Source organism: Pseudomonas cichorii (genome assembly GCF_018343775.1).
GTDB classification, from domain to species: Bacteria; Pseudomonadota; Gammaproteobacteria; order Pseudomonadales; family Pseudomonadaceae; genus Aquipseudomonas; species Aquipseudomonas cichorii.
In genome coordinates this window covers 5,813,398-5,830,779 of the sequence record NZ_CP074349.1, presented here as the reverse complement: position 1 = coordinate 5,830,779, position 17,382 = coordinate 5,813,398, and the positions used below count along the sequence as shown (strand labels likewise).

At 60.2% G+C, this 17,382-nt stretch carries 15 protein-coding genes; 4 read left to right on the top strand and 11 right to left on the bottom strand.

What is annotated here, in order from left to right; genetic code table 11:
• Positions 1 to 108 precede the first annotated feature (108 nt).
• The 4 genes from KGD89_RS25220 to KGD89_RS25205 form a co-directional block, all read right to left on the bottom strand.
• Positions 109 to 585, bottom strand: a complete 477-nt coding sequence (locus KGD89_RS25220) for a YMGG-like glycine zipper-containing protein (RefSeq protein WP_025262507.1) — start codon at positions 583 to 585, stop codon at positions 109 to 111.
• 203 nt (positions 586 to 788) lie between these two features.
• Entirely contained in the window at positions 789 to 3,125 is a 2,337-nt protein-coding gene (locus KGD89_RS25215) for an FdhF/YdeP family oxidoreductase (protein ID WP_025262506.1), read from the bottom strand.
• Entirely contained in the window at positions 3,122 to 3,961 is an 840-nt protein-coding gene (gene fdhD / locus KGD89_RS25210) for a formate dehydrogenase accessory sulfurtransferase FdhD (protein ID WP_025262505.1), read from the bottom strand. Before fdhD ends, KGD89_RS25215 begins: the two co-directional genes overlap by 4 nt.
• 101 nt (positions 3,962 to 4,062) lie before the next feature.
• Positions 4,063 to 4,944 (bottom strand): LysR family transcriptional regulator, encoded by an 882-nt coding sequence (locus KGD89_RS25205; RefSeq protein WP_025262504.1) that lies wholly within the window; start codon positions 4,942 to 4,944, stop codon positions 4,063 to 4,065.
• 153 nt (positions 4,945 to 5,097) lie between these two features.
• Between KGD89_RS25205 and lysM the strand changes: the two genes are divergently transcribed.
• Positions 5,098 to 5,544 carry a peptidoglycan-binding protein LysM gene (lysM, locus tag KGD89_RS25200; RefSeq protein ID WP_025262503.1) on the top strand — a complete coding sequence of 149 codons (447 nt, stop codon included), beginning with the start codon at positions 5,098 to 5,100 and terminating at the stop codon, positions 5,542 to 5,544.
• Positions 5,545 to 5,611: 67 nt separating this feature from the next.
• On the opposite strand, the gene yrfG is transcribed toward lysM, so the two are convergent.
• A complete protein-coding gene (gene yrfG / locus KGD89_RS25195) occupies positions 5,612 to 6,274 on the bottom strand; it encodes a GMP/IMP nucleotidase (protein ID WP_025262502.1) in 663 nt (220 codons plus the stop codon).
• Between the two features lie 99 nt (positions 6,275 to 6,373).
• Between yrfG and nudE the strand changes: the two genes are divergently transcribed.
• Both nudE and cysQ read left to right on the top strand, forming a co-directional pair.
• Positions 6,374 to 6,940: an ADP compounds hydrolase NudE gene (gene nudE, locus KGD89_RS25190; RefSeq protein WP_025262501.1), complete on the top strand. Its 567-nt coding sequence runs from the start codon at positions 6,374 to 6,376 to the stop codon at positions 6,938 to 6,940.
• Entirely contained in the window at positions 6,937 to 7,776 is an 840-nt protein-coding gene (gene cysQ / locus KGD89_RS25185; RefSeq protein WP_025262500.1) for a 3'(2'),5'-bisphosphate nucleotidase CysQ, read from the top strand. Before nudE ends, cysQ begins: the two co-directional genes overlap by 4 nt.
• A 42-nt stretch (positions 7,777 to 7,818) precedes the next feature.
• Here cysQ and KGD89_RS25180 read toward each other — a convergent pair whose 3' ends face one another.
• The 6 genes from KGD89_RS25180 to rfbB form a co-directional block, all read right to left on the bottom strand.
• Positions 7,819 to 8,289, bottom strand: a complete 471-nt coding sequence (locus KGD89_RS25180) for a YiiD C-terminal domain-containing protein (RefSeq protein WP_025262499.1) — start codon at positions 8,287 to 8,289, stop codon at positions 7,819 to 7,821.
• A complete protein-coding gene (locus KGD89_RS25175; protein ID WP_025262498.1) occupies positions 8,276 to 9,661 on the bottom strand; it encodes a sigma-54-dependent transcriptional regulator in 1,386 nt (461 codons plus the stop codon). Before KGD89_RS25175 ends, KGD89_RS25180 begins: the two co-directional genes overlap by 14 nt.
• On the bottom strand, positions 9,658 to 11,472 hold the full coding sequence (locus tag KGD89_RS25170) for a sensor histidine kinase (RefSeq protein ID WP_025262497.1): 1,815 nt from the start codon (positions 11,470 to 11,472) through the stop codon (positions 9,658 to 9,660). The genes KGD89_RS25175 and KGD89_RS25170 overlap by 4 nt, the downstream gene beginning before the upstream one ends.
• A gap of 154 nt (positions 11,473 to 11,626) precedes the next feature.
• Positions 11,627 to 12,172: a dTDP-4-dehydrorhamnose 3,5-epimerase gene (gene rfbC, locus KGD89_RS25165; RefSeq protein ID WP_025262496.1), complete on the bottom strand. Its 546-nt coding sequence runs from the start codon at positions 12,170 to 12,172 to the stop codon at positions 11,627 to 11,629.
• Positions 12,169 to 13,044, bottom strand: coding sequence for a glucose-1-phosphate thymidylyltransferase RfbA (gene rfbA, locus KGD89_RS25160; protein ID WP_025262495.1), 876 nt, complete (start codon positions 13,042 to 13,044; stop codon positions 12,169 to 12,171). The genes rfbC and rfbA overlap by 4 nt, the downstream gene beginning before the upstream one ends.
• Complete coding sequence (gene rfbB, locus KGD89_RS25155) at positions 13,041 to 14,123, bottom strand: dTDP-glucose 4,6-dehydratase (RefSeq protein WP_025262494.1); 1,083 nt, start codon at positions 14,121 to 14,123, stop codon at positions 13,041 to 13,043. The genes rfbA and rfbB overlap by 4 nt, the downstream gene beginning before the upstream one ends.
• Before the next feature lie 260 nt (positions 14,124 to 14,383).
• Between rfbB and KGD89_RS25150 the strand changes: the two genes are divergently transcribed.
• Positions 14,384 to 17,296 carry an aminotransferase gene (locus KGD89_RS25150; RefSeq protein WP_025262493.1) on the top strand — a complete coding sequence of 971 codons (2,913 nt, stop codon included), beginning with the start codon at positions 14,384 to 14,386 and terminating at the stop codon, positions 17,294 to 17,296.
• Positions 17,297 to 17,382: the final 86 nt, after the last annotated feature.

Sequence of the window (17,382 nt, the reverse complement as noted above, 5' to 3'; positions counted from 1 at the left end):
TTCGGCAGAAACCTGAATTCCTGAAGGGCATATTTCTGCTTTTTAGAGGCTCAACGAAAACTGGCCGCTTTTCAGGGCGGCCAGTCTGGTATTGCATAGCGTGATCAATCAACGGTGACGCCAGTCACGACCGTGTTTGCGATGGCCGTAATGCTTGCGATGGCCATGGCCGCGGTATTCGCGACGATCGTCACGACCATTGCGATAGCGGCGATCGTCTTCGCGGCTTTCGTTACCCATGTAGTTACCCAGGGCACCACCTGCACCGCCGCCAGCGGCTGCGCCGACAAGGCTACCGGTGTTTCCGCCTACACTGCGGCCGATCACGTTACCGCCCGCTGCGCCCAGGCCGCCACCGATGGCCGCTTCTGTACGGTTACGACGGTCTGCGCCAACCGCACTGCCAGCTGCGCCGCCCAGGCCTGCGCCAATCGCAGAACCTGTGCTGCCGCCGATCTGTTGACCGACAGCCGAACCCAGTACCCCACCCAATGCACCGCCTACGCCCGCTTCAACTGTTCCGCCTGCCGAGGCGAAACCGCTTGCGAGAGTAAGAGACAACAACAGTATCGAGGAATACTTCATGTATGGAATCTCATAGGGATGACGGCGCGATCCTGATATGCCGCAAGGAATGTAGCAACGAAATTCCGACGAGTAACACGACTGCAACACAAATAGCTAAGTTACTGTTTTACATAGGGAACTTAACTTGAAAAAGACAGTCTGAGCTTACTTGATACAGGCCCGGTTCTTACGAATTCGGGCCTTTTTCATGGGCAGCAGAATCAGATGATTCGTGCCGACTCGCTCGAACGTTCCAGGCGGATTGCCACGAATTTCGAGGTGGGGGTATGGCTGCCTTCGCCAACGCTTTCCAGCGGCACCAGCGGGTTGACCTCTGGATAGTAAGCCGCCGCCTGACCTGCCGGGATATCGAACGGCAAGAGGGTGAAGCCCTTGACGCGACGTTCGTGGTTATCGCTCCAGATCGAGATCAAGTCTGCTTTCTGACCCGGCTGGAAGCCCAGGCGGATAATGTCGGCTTCATTGACGAACAACACGTCACGTTGCCCTTTCACACCGCGATAGCGGTCGTCCAGGCCATAAATGGTGGTGTTGTACTGATCGTGGGAGCGCATGGACTGCATGATCAGGTCCGGGGTCTGGCCCGTGGAACTGATGCCCTCATGAAGCAGGCTGAGCGGCAGCGCATTGGGCTTGAAGTTGGCGCGTGTCGACGCCGTGTTCCAGCGGCGGGCACCTGCGGCATTGCCCAGATAGAAACCGCCAGGATTCTTGACGCGCTCGTTGAAGTCCTTGAAGCCCGGGATGGTGTCGGCAATCAGGTCACGAATACGGTTGTAATCTTCGATCAGCCATAGCCAGTCCACCGGCTGTTTACCTACGGTCGCGTTGGCGATACCGGCGATGATCGCAGGCTCCGAACGCATCAGCGACGAAGAGGGCTGCAACTGGCCGTTGGAGGCGTGCACCATGCTGAACGAGTCTTCCACGGTGACCGCTTGCGGGCCATTGGCCTGGATGTCGATATCGGTACGGCCGAAGCACGGCAGGATCAGCGCTTCCTTGCCGTGGAACAGGTGGCTGCGGTTGAGCTTGGTGCTGATCTGTACGGTCAGGTCGCAGTTGCTCAGTGCTGCAGCAGTGCGCGGACTGTCGGGTGTTGCCTGAGCGAAGTTGCCGCCCAGAGCGATGAACACTTTGGAGCGACCTTCGGCCATGGCGTGAATGGCTTCGACCACGTTATGGCCGTTCTCGCGAGGGACCTTGAACTGGAAGCGTTTTTCCAGAGCGTCGAGCAGGAACACCGGTGGGCGTTCATTGATGCCCATGGTCCGGTCGCCTTGCACGTTACTGTGGCCGCGCACCGGGCACAGGCCTGCGCCCGGCTTGCCGATATTGCCGCGCAGCATCATCAGGTTGGCGATTTCCTGGATGGTCGCTACCGAGTGACGATGCTGGGTGATGCCCATGGCCCAGCACATGATCACGTTCTGGCCTTTGGCGTACATGCGGGCCGATTGCTCGATATCGCTCATCGGCAGACCGGATTGCTCCAGGATTTCTTCCCATGAGGTTTCGTCGATGGCCGCCAGGTAATCCAGAACGCCTTGGGTGTGTTCGTTTAGGAATGCATGATCGAAGACAGCGGGTGCATTGCTGAGTTGGGCTTCGCGCTCCCATTGCAGCAGGAACTTGGCCATGCCGCGCAGCAGTGCCATGTCGCCGCCCAGTGCCGGACGGAAATACGCAGTGTTGGTCGGGCGATCGCCGTTGGTGAGCATTTCCATCGCATGCTGTGGATGCTGGAAGCGCTCAAGACCGCGCTCCTTGAGCGGGTTGACGCACACGACCTGAGCGCCACGCTTCACCGCATCGCGCAAAGGATCGAGCATGCGCGGGTGGTTGGTGCCCGGGTTCTGGCCCAGTACGAAAATTGCGTCGGCGTGTTCAAAGTCATCGAACGTCACCGTGCCTTTACCCACGCCCACGCTTTGCGACAGCGCCACACCGCTGGCTTCGTGGCACATGTTCGAGCAGTCCGGGAAGTTGTTGGTACCGTAGGCTCGGACGAACAACTGATAGAGATAGGCCGCTTCGTTGCTGGCCCGACCCGAGGTGTAGAACTCGGCCATGTTCGGGCTTGGCAGGTTGTTCAGGTGCTTGGCGATCAGCGCGAAGGCATCGTCCCAACTGATGGGCTTGTAGCGGTCGCTTTGCGGGTCATAGACCATCGGCTCGGTCAGACGGCCCTGATACTCCAGCCAGTAATCGCTTTGCTCCAGCAGTGCGCTGACGCTGTAACGGGCGAAGAACGCAGGATCCACGCGGCGCTTGGTGGCTTCCCAGTTGACCGCCTTGGCGCCGTTCTCGCAGAACTTCACCATGCCGCTTTCCGGCGAGTCGCCCCACGCGCAACCAGGGCAGTCGAAGCCGCCGTTCTGGTTGGTCTTGAGCATCATGCGCAGGTTCTTCAGCGCGTTGTCACTGCCCAGCCAGGCCTGTGTCACGCTGATCAGTGCGCCCCAGCCGCCTGCCGGACCTTTGTAAGGCTTGTAGCGAGGCGTCGGGGTTTTGTCGGCTTGGTGATGAGTGCTCACGCTTGAATCTCCATCGCAGGGCTATAGACCCGCGGCGCACTGTGCTGCGGCAGGTGAATTAGATTGAGGTTATGACGGCGCGCCCATTGCAGGGCCAGGCCGGTGGGCGACGACAGGCTGACCAGCGTCTGGATGCCGGCGCGCAGGACTTTCTGGATCAGTTCCAGGCTGCAGCGGCTGGTGACGATGGCAATACCGCCTGTCAGGGCAATGTTCTGGCGGGTCAGGGCGCCGATCAGCTTGTCCAGGGCGTTGTGGCGTCCGATGTCTTCACGGCCCAGCAACAACTGGCCATTGCAGTCCATGAACACGGCCGCATGGACGGCACCGCAATGTTGGCCCAGTGGCTGGAATTCACCAATGCGCTGGCGCAGGCCTTGCAGCCACTCGGCAGGCGGCAAGGGCGCGCCGGGCAATACGTTCAGCTCCGGCAGCGCCTGCTCGACCGCTTCGACGCCGCAAAGTCCGCAACCGCTGGTACCGGCCAGTTGCCGACGCTGCTGCTTGAGGTTCCAGAAAGCACGGCTGGCGATCTCGACCTCGGCCTGCATGGCCGACCCGCAACCGCTGAGCTTGAAGTCGTAGATTTCGTCTGCCGAGGCAATGATGCCGCTGCCCAGGCTGAAACCGACGATGAAGTCTTCCAGATCCGTGGGGCTGACCAGCATTACCGCCTGGCTGATGCCGTTGTAGGCAATGGCGAGCGCTACCTCTTCGGCAAGCGCATTGTGTGCCGAGTCATCGCCCTCGAGATTCGAGTAGCTGTAAGACTGGCTTGCTTGAGGCGCGGGCGCCTGAAGAGCGGGCGCCGCGCTGGCCGTGCGCTTGGCGTGCATGGACTGATTACCGGCAGTTTGATAGCGCTTAGCCTAGGCCTCTTGTCGGATATCGTCTAATCGCTAGTTCCAATGCTCTGATAGATGACGTCGATCAATACTCATTTCTGGTTTTCTGCCAGAAGCGTGAAGCAGGCCTCCGCCAGGGCCGAGCGCGGCGCGCTGCGGCGCATGATCAGGCCAATGGGCGCCAGCGTGCGTGCATCGGCGATGGGGTGCAGGCCCAGATGTTCGGTGAGCATGTCCAGACCGCCGTCCAGCGGCATGATGGTGCAGCAGAAACCGCCATGCACGGCCTGCATCAACTGGTGAACGGCATCGGTTTGCAGCAATGGCTGCGGATGCAGGCCGCGGCTGTGGAAGTTGTGATCGATGGACTGGCGAAAATGCATGCCGCTTGTCAGCGCGCCCAGTGGCAGTTCGACCAGCTCGCTCCAGGTCAATGGCTGTTCGCCAAAGCTGAAGTGGCGGCGGTCATACAGCAGGCCCATGCGGGTTTCATCCAGAGTCAGGGTGTCGAAGCGTTCGTTATCCAGACGCTCCAGATACGACACGCCCAGATCGATGCGATTGCTCGCCAGCTGTTCCAGAACCTGCTCGGAGCTGAGCGACGACAGCTCGAAGCGCAGATTGGGGTGGATCTGATGCAGCCGGTGCAACAGCGAGAGCGGATCGAAACTCGAAAGCGGCACAACACCCAGGCGCAGGGTCCCGACCAGATGCCCACGGCAGGCCGCTGCTTCAGCCTGCAAGCCGTCATAAGCCGAAAGAACGGTTCTGGCCCAAGCCAGCACCCGCTCACCGGGAGCGGTAAAACCTTCAAAACGCTGCCCGCGCATGACCAGCGGCAAGCCCAGCTCTTCTTCAAGATTGCGCAGGCGCATGGACAGTGTGGGTTGGGTGATATTGCAGCGTGCTGCTGCCTGGCCGAAGTGACGAGTCTCGTCGAGCGCGATCAGGAATTTCAGTTGCTTGATGTCCATCTTCACTCCTATAGGCGAGGCAGGGAATTGATTCTACGCGTTCAGCGAAGCCTGTGGGGTGGGCAACGTTGGTCGGAACTCCGCAAATCCAGGGTTACGGGAGCTATGGTTAATCCTTACGGGCGTGGCAACAACCGTGAAGGAGAATGAGCAATGAGTCTTTTCGAGTTCTTGAAAACGGCAGGGGAAAACATCCTCGATGCACTGACACCGGGTACTGCCAATGCCGATGAAGCCCTGAAAAAGCGTATTTCCGAGTTTGGATTAGGTAATCCCGATGTTCAAATCACGCTGGATGGCAGCAAGGTTACCGTCACAGGAGAGGTATCCAGTCAGGAAGAAAAGGAAAAGATCTTGCTGGCTCTGGGAAATATCTCGGGCGTCGATACCGTGGACGATCAACTGACCCTCGCGGCCGGTGCGCCTGCTACAGCGGCTGCCCGATTCGTCACGGTAGAAAAGGGCGACACCTTGAGCGCCATCTCTCGGCGGGTGTATGGCGATCCGAACCAGTATCAGAAAATCTTCGAGGCCAACAAACCGATGCTCAAGGATGTGAACCATATCTATCCGGGGCAGCAGTTGAGGATTCCTGATTAGGTTTTCAAATGGAGTTTTCGTGAGCGAATTTATTCGCGAGAGGCCCTCTTCGCGAATAAATTCGCTTCTACAAGTCCTTGATCAGCTCCAGATAATCTTTCACTGCCTCAAACTCTTCGGTGTCCTTTGGCCCTTTCTGGCTATTGGGTTCGCTGACTGCCAGCAAGTGCGCCACACCAAAGCGTCCGGCACTGCGCAGGATCGGCAGGGTATCGTCGATAAACAGGCTGCGCGCCGGGTCGAACGCGGTGTCGGCCTGCAAAGCGTCCCAGAACTGCTGGTTTTCCTTGGGGAAGCCGTAGTCATGGGAGCTGATAAGGCGCTCGAAGTAGGGTGCCAGCTCGATCCTCTCCAACTTCAATGACAGCGAATCGCGATGGGCGTTGGTGATCATGATCACCCGCTTGCCGGCTTTCTGGAGCGCAGCCAGAAAGGTCTGGGCATCAGGCCGCAAGGCGATCAGGTGCGCGGTTTCGAGTTTCAGGTCGCGCACCGACAGCTTCAACTCCGTGCTCCAGAAGTCCAGGCAGTACCAGTTGAGTGTTCCCGCATGGCGCTCGAACAGCGGCTGCATCTCCAGCAGAGCCATGGCCAGACTGACGCCATGCAATTCGGCATAGCGCTGGGGCAAGTGCTGCATCCAGAAGTGGTCGTCGTAATGCAGGTCGAGCAGAGTGCCGTCCATATCCAGCAGGACGGTATCGATATCGCTCCAGGGCATTGAAAGCATTCTGGCCTCTTCAGGAATTGATGGCGGATGTAAGCATATCCGAGACAGACAATCGGAAAAGCCACGGTATAGTACCCCGTCATCGCAAAGGAGCCTGTCATGCGCCAGAAACCTACCGTTCTCGCCCGCGAAATCGTCGCCAGCAGTCGCCTGTTCAGGGTCGAAGAGCTGCAATTGCGCTTTGCCAACGGGGTCGAGCGTACTTACGAGCGGCTGGTCGGTCGGGGCGCGGGATATGGCGCGGTGATGATTGTCGCCATGATCGACGCCGATCATGCGCTGTTGATCGAAGAATATTGCGGCGGCACGGACGAGTATGAATTGTCCTTGCCCAAGGGGCTGATCGAGCCGGGCGAAGATGTGCTGGCGGCCGCCAATCGCGAACTCAAGGAAGAAGCAGGCTTCGGTGCCCGCCAACTGGAACACCTGACCGAGCTGTCCTTGTCGCCCGGTTACATGAACCAGAAGATTCAGGTGGTGCTGGCCACTGATCTTTACGAAGAGCGTCTTGAAGGCGACGAGCCCGAGCCGATTCGCGTCGATCGGGTCAACCTGCGGGAGCTGGCCAATCTGGCCCAGAACGCCCAGTTCACCGAAGGCCGCGCCCTGGCGGCGCTGTATCTGGTGCGCGACCTGTTAACCCAACGTGGATTTTTCCTGCCATGACCGATGTGTTCGACAACCTGCCGCATCCGCTTCTTGCTCCTGTGATCGATCTGGTCCGGCTGGCGGGTGAGGCGATTCTGCCGTTCTGGCGCTCGGGTGTCGCCGTGACCGCCAAGGCCGATGATTCCCCCGTGACCGCTGCGGATCTGGCGGCTCATCAGGTATTGGTCGAGGGGTTGCAGGCGCTTGACCCTTCGATTCATGTGTTGTCCGAAGAAGATGCCGACATTCCCCTGAGCGAGCGTGCAGGCTGGGAACGCTGGTGGCTGGTTGATCCGCTGGACGGCACCAAGGAGTTCATTTCCGGCAGCGAAGAGTTCACGGTCAATGTCGCGCTGATCGAGCGTGGGCGTGTGGTGTTTGGCGTGGTGTCCATGCCCACCAACAATCGCTGCTATTTCGGTGGTGCCGGGCTGGGAGCCTGGCGCAGCGACAATGACAGCCACATCGCGCCCATCGCGGTGCGTAACGAGCCGGGTGCCGGCCAGGAATTCACCGTTGTCGCCAGTCGCCGCCATTCCAGCCCCGAACAGGAGCGCCTGCTGGCAGGATTGTCCGCTGGCCTGGGCGAGTTGCAACTGACCAGCATCGGCAGCTCATTGAAGTTCTGTCTGGTGGCCGAGGGTGCAGCCGATTGCTACCCGCGACTGGCTCCGACTTCTCAGTGGGATACCGCCGCAGCCCAAGGTGTGCTTGAAGGCGCGGGCGGCGAAGTGCTGCAACTCGATGGCGAAGTGTTCAGCTATCCGCCCCGCGAATCCTTGCTCAACCCGTTTTTCCTGGCCTTGCCTGCGAAGGCGACATGGCGCGAGAAACTGCTGGAGTTGGCCCGGTAGGAGCGAATTCATTCGCGATATGTGTGGTTCGCGAATGCCGGTTCACCGATGCAGCACAAACTGTCCGGTAAACCGCACGGCATCCGCTTCGCTGTCCTGCGCCGTGATGCGGGTCTGCAAGGTCAGGCGCGCACGGCCGCGGCGTTGATAGGTGGCGATGAATGTGTCCCACTGCGCATCATCCGGTGCATCGCACAGGGCAATGGCGTCGCCGCGAACCGGTAGCGGATAACTGATCTGTCCGTCCTGAATCACGATATGCCCCTCGTCGATCCCGGCTTCCTGCAACCGCAGGTGCAGCCATCCCCAACCCGCCAGCACCGCGCCGCAATACAGGCTGCCGCCGAACAGCGTGCTTTTGTGATTGATATTGGGGGCCAGCGGCAGATGCAGGCGCAGCCTGTGGTTTTGCCAGTCGATAACCCGCATGCCCATTTCGCGAGTCAGCGGGATGTCGTGGTGCAGGACGCGCTCCAGCGTCTGCGCGGGCGAGTCCTGTTCATTCGAGCTCATCGGCTGCTCCCGTGCTGTCGCCAAAACTCAGGCCGTGTTTGCGCAGCTTGTCGTGCAAGGTCTTGCGCGGCAGCCCCAGCGCTTCGGCGAGGCTGCGGACCGAACTGTGCGGGCGTGTCAGTTCGGCAGCAATCAGGGCGCGCTCGAAACTTTCCACCTGATCGCTCAAGCCGCCGCTGACCGGCGCGGCGTCCGGCGTGGTGCTGCCTTCCAGCTCCAGTTCCAGCCCCAGAGCGAAGCGCTCGGCGGCGTTCTGCAGTTCGCGCACATTGCCCGGCCAGTTGTGGCGCAGCAAAAGAGCGCGTTGGCCCGGCGTGAGTTCATGCTTGGGAATGCCATGGCGCATGCTGGCGGCATCGGCGTAATGCTCGAACAGCATCAGCGCGTCTTCGCCTCGCTCTCGCAGCGGCGGAATGCGCAGCGAAGCGACATTCAGGCGGTAATACAAATCCGCCCGGAAACGCCCTTGATCGGCGGCCTGACGCAGGTCTTCCTTGGTGGCGGCAATCACACGGATATCCAGCGGGATCTGCTGGTTGCTGCCCATGCGCTCGACCACACGCTCCTGCAACAGACGCAGCAGTTTGACCTGCACGTCCATGCTCATGCTTTCGATTTCGTCGAGAAACAGCGTGCCGCCGTTGGCGAACTCGAACTTGCCGATGCGACGCTTTTGCGCGCCGGTGAAAGCGCCTGGCTCATGACCGAACAGCTCGCTTTCCACCACCGATTCAGCCAAGGCCCCGGCGTTGATCGCCACGAACGGGCCGTTGCGGCGGTTGGACAGGTCATGCAAGGCTCTGGCAACCACTTCCTTGCCTGCGCCGGTTTCACCCAGGATCAGCACGTCTGCGCGGGTCGCCGCCAGTGCGCCGATCTGTTCGCGCAGGCGCAGCATCGGCGTGGACTGGCCCACCAGCCGGGTGCTCAATTGCTGGCGATCACTCAAGGCCAGGCGCAGGCTGCGGTTATCCAGCACCAGACGCCGCAGTGCCAGCGCCCGGCGCACGCTGTCGAGCAAGGCATCGCTGGCGAACGGTTTTTCGAGGAAATCATAGGCCCCGGCGCGCATGGCCTGGACCGCCAGCGGGACATCGCCATGGCCGGTGATCAGCAAGACCGGCAATTCCGGGTCCTGGCTGTGCAGGTGGCTCAGCAGTTCCAGGCCATCCATGCCGGGCATGCGGATATCGCTGACGATGACGCCCGGCCAGTCGCGACCGATGCGGCTGGCCAGCCCGTTGGCTTCGGTCAGTGGCAGGACTTTCAGGCCCGCAAGGTCGAGCGTCTGGCTCAAGGCCTGGCGCAGGTGCGAGTCGTCGTCGATCAGCACCACTTGAATCTGGCTGTCGATGGCGGTATCCGAACTCATGCGGAAAGATCCTCTGGCGGTTGAAGGTTGGCCCCGGACGAACCGGCGCGCAGACGCAGGGTGAGCAATGCACCACCGGTCGGGTGATTGGCGAACAACAGTTCGCCGCCCAGGGCGCGCATCAGCGTATCGCAGATCGCAAGCCCCAGCCCCAGGCCCTGAGTACGGGTCTTGGTGGTGAAAAACGGTTCGCGTGCCCGTGCCAGTGCTTCTGGAGTAAAGCCCGAGCCATTGTCGCGAATGTACAGGTTGACGCCTTCGCTTGTGGCTTCGGCACTTATCCACAGCCTGCGGGGCGGGCCTTTTTCGGTCAGGGCATCCAGCGCATTGGCCAGAAGGTTGCCCAATACCTGCCGCAACCGGGTTTCACCGGCCTGAACCCAAAGGGTCGCGTCCGGCAGATCGCGGATCAGTTCGACTTCCATGGCGCGACGCCGTTTGGCCAGCAGCGCCAGGGCGTCGTCCAGTGCCGGTTGCAGCGCAACACTTTCCGGTGCGTGCCGGTCCCGGCGAGCGAAGGCGCGCAGGTGGGCGATGATCGACGCCATGCGGCCGGTCAGCTCGCTGATCAGCTTCAGGTTGCCGCGAGCGTCTTCGGTGCGCTGGTGATCCAGAAGCACTTCCGCGTTTTCGGCATAGCTGCGGATCGCCGCCAGCGGCTGATTGAGTTCATGGCTGATGCTGGCTGACATGGTGCCCAGTGCCGAAAGCTTGCCGGCCTGTACCAACTCATCCTGGGCGCGCACCAGTTCCTGCTGAGCCTGCTCGCGCTCCAGAACTTCCTGCTTGAGTCGGCTGTTGAGGCCTTCCAGGTCGCTGGTGCGCTCCATGACGCGCATTTCAAGTTCACGTCGGGCCTTGGCCTCGAAGGCGATGCGATCCAGATAGTGACGACGGCGCTGCATCATCAGGCCCAGCAGCGACATCAGCACCAGCAGGCCTGCACCACCAATTGCAACCACGGTACGCACTTGCCGGTCGAGCAGCACACGGGGCGCAAGGATGCTTACGTTCCAGTCGGTTTCGGCAATCGAGCGGGTCTGGGTCAGCCAGGCACGGTCATCGAGCTTGAGCGGCTTTGGGTCGCGGGTCGGGTAAGGCTGTATGGCAACGATGGCTTTCTTTTCTTCTTCGCTCAGTTCGCGTGTCGCCCGGAAGCGCCATTCCGGGTTGGAAGTCAGGATCACCACGCCATTCTGGTCGGTGAGCAGCAATTGTTCGGGCGTCTTGCCCCACAGGGTTTCGGTGTGGTCCAGATCGACCTTGACCACCAGCACGCCTGTGACTTCGCCGTTGTCACTGACCGGCGCGGCGAAAAAGTAGCCGCGCTTGACCGAGGTTGTACCCAGGCCGAAGAAGCGCCCCAGTTTTCCGGCCAGCGCATCGCTGAAGTAAGGACGGAACGAGAAGTTGCGACCTATGAAGCGGTCGGGCTGCTCCGAATTGGAGGCCGCTATGGTCAGGCCGTTGCGGTCCATCAGGTACATGACGTCTGCGCCGGTTTGCCGGACGATGTCCTTGAGTAGCTGATTGGCCTGCTGTTGTGTCGCCGGATCACCAGGCCGGGCCAACACATCATGCAGGGCCGGCAGGTCCGCGAGAATCTGTGGCAGGGTTTCGTAGCGGTGCAGGGTGCCCAGCAGGCTGGCCACGTACAGGTCCAGGGTCTGGCGATTCTGGCTGGCCAGTTCGCTTCGGTAGTAGCGTTCGGCAAGGTGTTCGAGCGGCCACAGCATAGGGGCCAGGCACAAGGCCAGAAGGGCGAGGCTGCGCCAGCGAGGGCGTTGTGGAATAGCGGCTTTGGTAGTCATGTCTGGGCGATGGCCGAAGGGGTGCGGGCCTGTCTTTCGCGAACGAATTGGCTTCTACCGTGCGTAGGAGCGAATTCGTTCGCGAACCTCACGATCGCGTCAGAGCAGGCGTCTCAGTAAGCAGCATTATGCCTGCCGCTGAACCGACAGGCACTCATGCAAACAGATCTGCTTCCTTCAGGCTCTTGCCTTGCTGGTCCTTGGCCGACAATTGCGGTGCTCCGGCAAGTTCCCAGTCGATGCCCAGGTCGGCATCGTCCCAGCGAATGCAGCGCTCGGCGGACGGGGTGTAGTAGTCGGTGGTCTTGTACAGGAACTCTGCGTAATCGCTCAGCACCACGAAACCATGGGCGAAGCCTTTGGGGACCCACAACTGGCGACCGTTTTCAGCCGACAGGCGTACACCTGCCCATTGGCCGAATGTCGGAGAGCTGCGGCGGATATCCACGGCGATATCCAGCACTTCGCCAGCTGTGACCCGCACCAGTTTGTCCTGAGCGTTTTCGATCTGGTAATGCAGGCCACGCAGTACGCCTTTCTGCGAACGCGAGTGGTTGTCCTGGACGAAGTCCGGCTTGATGCCGGTCGCTTCGAAGAAAGCCCTGGCGTTGTAGCTTTCGTAGAAGAAGCCGCGCTCATCGCCGAACACTTTGGGTTCGATGATCAAGACGTCTTGCAACTTTGTGGCTGTCACTTTCACTTACGTTCCCCTGCAAGTTGGAACAGATACTGGCCGTAACCGGTCTTGCCAAAATAATCGGCACGGTGCAGTAAATGTTTACAGTCTATCCAGTCATTCTGATAAGCGATTTCTTCAAGGCAGGCAACCTTCAGGCCTTGTCGATGTTCGATGGTCTGCACATACGCCGAGGCATCGAGCAGGCTGTCATGGGTCCCGGTATCGAGCCAGGCAAAGCCCCGCCCGAAACGTTCGACCCGCAACTCGCCGCGCTGCAGATAGGCGTTGTTCACATCGGTGATTTCCAGTTCGCCGCGTGGTGACGGCTTCACGTCCCTGGCGATCTGGATCACTTCGTTATCGTAGAAATACAAACCTGTGACCGCGTAGTTGGATTTTGGAGCCTCGGGTTTTTCTTCGATGGACAGCGCACGGCCTTCATCGTCGAAATCGATGACACCGAAGCGCTCCGGATCTTTTACCCAGTAGCCGAACACCGTGGCACCTTTGGTATTTGCCGCGGCTTTTTGCAGTTGCTCGCTGAAATGCTGACCGTGGAAGATGTTGTCCCCCAGAATCAGGCACACCGAGTCATTGCCGATGAACTCTTCCCCGATAAGGAACGCCTGAGCCAGACCATCGGGCCTGGGCTGCTCGGCGTAGTGAAAGCTTACGCCGAACTGACTGCCGTCGCCCAGCAGTTTGCGGTACTGCGGCAAATCCAGAGGCGTGGAGATAATCAGGATTTCACGGATGCCGGCCAGCATCAGCACCGAAATCGGGTAGTAGATCATCGGTTTGTCATAGACCGGCAGCAGTTGCTTGGAGATGCCCAGTGTGATCGGGTGCAAGCGTGAGCCCGAGCCCCCGGCCAGTACGATTCCCTTTGTCATGCGATCAGATCCTTGTGGTCAGTGAAGCCCAGTCGTTCCCCCTGATAACTGCCATCCTGAACCCTGCGGCACCAGTCCAGGTTATCCAGATACCACTGCACGGTCTTGCGCAGCCCTGAGTCGAAGGTTTCGACAGGCGTCCAGCCCAGCTCGTGTTCGATCTTGCCCGCATCGATGGCGTAGCGTTGATCGTGGCCGGGACGGTCGGCCACGTAAGTGATCAGGTCACTGAAGTGCTCCACACCCACGGGACGTGCCGGGGCCAGCTCTTCCAGCAAGGCACAGATGCCGCGCACCACATCGATATTCTTCTGCTCGTTGTGCCCGCCAATATTGTAGGTCTCGCCGACCAGGCCCTCGGTCACCACCTTGAACAGCGCCCGGGCGTGGTCTTCGACGTACAGCCAGTCACGCACCTGCAGACCGTCGCCGTACACCGGCAGTGGTTTGCCCGCCAGTGCGTTGAGAATCATCAGCGGGATCAGCTTTTCGGGGAAATGAAACGGCCCGTAATTGTTCGAGCAGTTGGTCACGATCACCGGCAGCCCGTAAGTGCGATGCCAGGCCCGCACCAGATGATCCGATGCCGCCTTGCTGGCGGAGTAGGGCGAGCTGGGCGCATAGGGCGTGGTTTCGGTGAACAGGTCATCGACGCCATGCAGGTCGCCATACACTTCATCGGTGGAAATATGATGGAAGCGAAAGACCCGGCGCTCGGCCTCGGGCAATGTCAGCCAATAGCCGCGAGCTGCTTCCAGCAGGCTGTAGGTGCCGACGATATTGGTCTGGATGAAGTCGCCCGGGCCATCGATGGAGCGGTCCACATGGGACTCGGCCGCCAGATGCATAATGGCGTGGGGCTCGAACCGTTTGAGCACCGCACTGACTCTGGCCTGATCACAGATATCGGCCTGCACGAATTCATAACGTGTGTCGGTCGCGATGCAGCTCAGTGATTCAAGGTTGCCCGCGTAGGTCAGCTTGTCGAAGTTGAGGACTTCGTGCTCAGTGTTCTGTATCAGATGTCGAATCAATGCAGAGCCGATAAAGCCTGCTCCACCGGTCACGAGTATTCGCATGATCGGGTCTTCTCTGTAGTAGGTCTTGATCGTTATGCAGCATAGCCTGTCGCATTGCGACGTGCGGTATGCAGACAGCATCGGACAATATCCGGCGCACACGTAATGAAATAAATTGATAGACCACAGCCCCGTCGCCATAAAACCGCCGTCCGTTCAATGAACAGAAGTTGGTGACGTGGATCAGGCACCCTATAGTTGCTCGATTGGGATGCCGCTGCCGATCTGGCCGGGGATCATAACAAGAACGAGGTTGTTACATGCCGCTCGCTACGCTTATCCGCCGCTCCAGCCTGCCTTGTCCGCAGGTCGATACTGATCAGGCCCTGCAACTGCTTGAGCAGCATTACGGGTTGAGCGGTGCCCTGAAAGAGCTGGGCAGCCAGCAGGATCGCAACTTTCTGCTCGACGCCGACCAACGCCGCTATGTGCTGAAAATCTGCCACGGCGATTACTCCACTGTGGAGCTGGACGCCCAGCATGGGGCGTTACAGCATCTGGCCAGCCATTCGGCGGTGCGCGTGCCGGGCGTGATCCGCGCCAACAGCACCGGGCAGTTGCTGTCTCTGGACGTCGATGGCCGGGCGGTTCATGTGCGTTTGCTGGAGTTTATCGACGGCCAGTCTCTGGGCCATGTCCAGCATCTGAGCCATGAGGTGGTGACCCGTCTCGGCGAGCTGTGCGCTCAGGTCGATCAGGCGCTTGAGGCATTTGAACACCCCGGTCTTGAGCGCATCCTGCAATGGGACCCCCGGCATGCCCAGGCCCTGATCAGGCACCTGCTGCCGGTGATCTCGAACGCCAATGAGCGTCTCTGCCTCATGGAGGCTGCCGAGCAGGCGCAGAAGCGTTTGTTGCCACTGATTCCGGAACTGCCGATTCAGGCTGTTCATCTGGATATCACCGAGCACAATGTGGTCTGGACTCGGGATGCGGAGCGGCGCTGGCAACTGCAAGGCCTGATCGATTTCGGGGATCTGGTCACTACCTGGCGAGTGGCTGATCTGTCGGTCACCTGCGCTGCGCTGCTGCATCATGCCGAAGGTGATCCGTTCTACATCCTGCCGGCGATTCGTGCCTACCACGCCATCAACCCGTTGAAGGTCGCAGAATTACAGGCCTTGTGGCCACTGATCGTTGCCCGCTCGGCGGTACTGGTGCTCAGCAGTGAACAGCAGGCCAGTGTCGAGCCGGACAACACCTATATTCAGGCCAATCTGGAAGGTGAATGGGGCATCTTCGAGGTCGCGACTTCGGTGCCGATGCAGCTGATGGAAGCGGCGATTCTTCAGGCGGTCGGTATCGAGCCGGAGGCTGCTGCACAGCCGGTCTATTTCCCACTGCTGCCCAGTCTGACTGGCCGTGAGTTCCAGACCGTTGACCTGGGCGTGCTCAGCGAGCATTTCGTGGCCGGGAACTGGGAGCAAAGCGGTATCGACGAGCGCTTGTTGATGGAAGCCGCCGCCCGTACCGGACAGGCCTCAAGCCGCTTTGGTGAATATCGCCTGTCACGCACCTTGCCCGACAGCGCCACAGAGCCTGACACCTTTGCATTGCACGTCGAACTGCATCTGCCAGCCGAAACGCCTCTGCACGCCCCCTTCAACGCAACCCTGCGCCTGACAGCCGATGCGGCGTTGTGGCTGGTGGGTGATTCGCTGAGTGTGAGGCTGTGGGGGGCAGTGACAGACCTGAAGCCTGGAAGTCTCGTTGCAGCGGGTGATGTGATCGGGCAGGGCGGTGGTTCCCTGCTGCTGCAACTCTGCACCGATGCCGAACTGAGCCCGCCACTGTTCACTACAGCATCACGGGCCGCTGCATGGCGAGTACTGAGCCCGTCACCCGCGACCTTGCTGGGGTTCGACTGTGATGCGCCTGCTGTTGCGGATGCGCCCGAGCTGCTCATCCGCCGCGATGCCAGCTTCGCTCGCTCGCAGAAGCATTATTACCAGGCTCCGCCACAGATCGAGCGGGGCTGGCGCAATCACTTGATCGACATGCAGGGCCGTTCCTATCTGGACATGCTCAATAACGTGGCGGTGCTGGGCCATGGTCATCCGCGCATGGCCAAGGAAGCCGGTCGCCAGTGGTCGCTGCTCAACACCAACTCCCGTTTTCATTACGCTTCCATCGTCGAGTTTTCAGAGCGCCTGCTCAAGCTGGCACCCGAAGGGATGGACCGTGTGTTCCTGGTCAACAGCGGCACCGAGGCCAATGACCTGGCAATTCGTCTGGCCTGGGCCTACAGCGGCGGACGCGACATGCTCAGCGTGCTGGAGGCCTATCACGGCTGGTCGGTGGCCACCGACGCCATCTCTACTTCTATTGCCGACAACCCTCAGGCGCTCAGTACCCGTCCGGACTGGGTGCATCCGGTGACCGCGCCCAATACCTACCGCGGCCCTTATCGTGGCAGCGACAGCACGCCGGACTATGTGCGCAGCGTCGATCAAACGCTGGCAACGCTGGCTGAACAGCAGCGGCAAGTGGCCGGGTTCATCTGCGAGCCGGTGTATGGCAATGCCGGCGGGATTTCCCTGCCGCCGGGTTATCTGCAACAGGTCTACCAGAAGGTCCGTGCGCAGGGCGGCGTGTGCATCGCCGACGAAGTGCAGGTGGGCTATGGACGCCTGGGCCATTACTTCTGGGGCTTTGAAGAGCAGAACGTGGTGCCGGACATCATCACCATGGCCAAGGGCATGGGCAACGGTCATCCGTTGGGTGCTGTCATTACCCGCCGCGAAATTGCCGAAGCGCTGGAGGCCGAGGGTTATTTCTTCTCGTCATCCGGTGGCAGCCCGGTCAGTTGCCGGATTGGCATGGCGGTGCTGGATGTGATGGAAGAAGAAAATCTGTGGGAAAACGCCCGCCAGGTCGGCGACTACTTCAAGGCGCGACTGGAGGCTTTGGCCGATAAACATCCGCTGGTGGGGGCCGTGCATGGCATGGGCTTCTATCTGGGTGTCGAATTCGTCCGGGACCGCCAGACCCTGGAGCCTGCCACCGAAGAAACCGCACAATTGTGTGATCGCCTGCGCGAACTGGGCATTTTCATGCAGCCGACCGGCGATTACCTGAACATTCTCAAGATCAAGCCGCCGATGTGTACCACCCGGAAAAGCGTGGAATTTTTTGTCGAGAGTGTGTCCAAGGTGTTGAGCGAGCTGGAATAAATTCGATGGGTATCGGCTTAAATTGATGTTTTATTTTGTTTTGAGCCGATATCTACTTTAAAAGCCGATTTTTATCCGTTATAAAA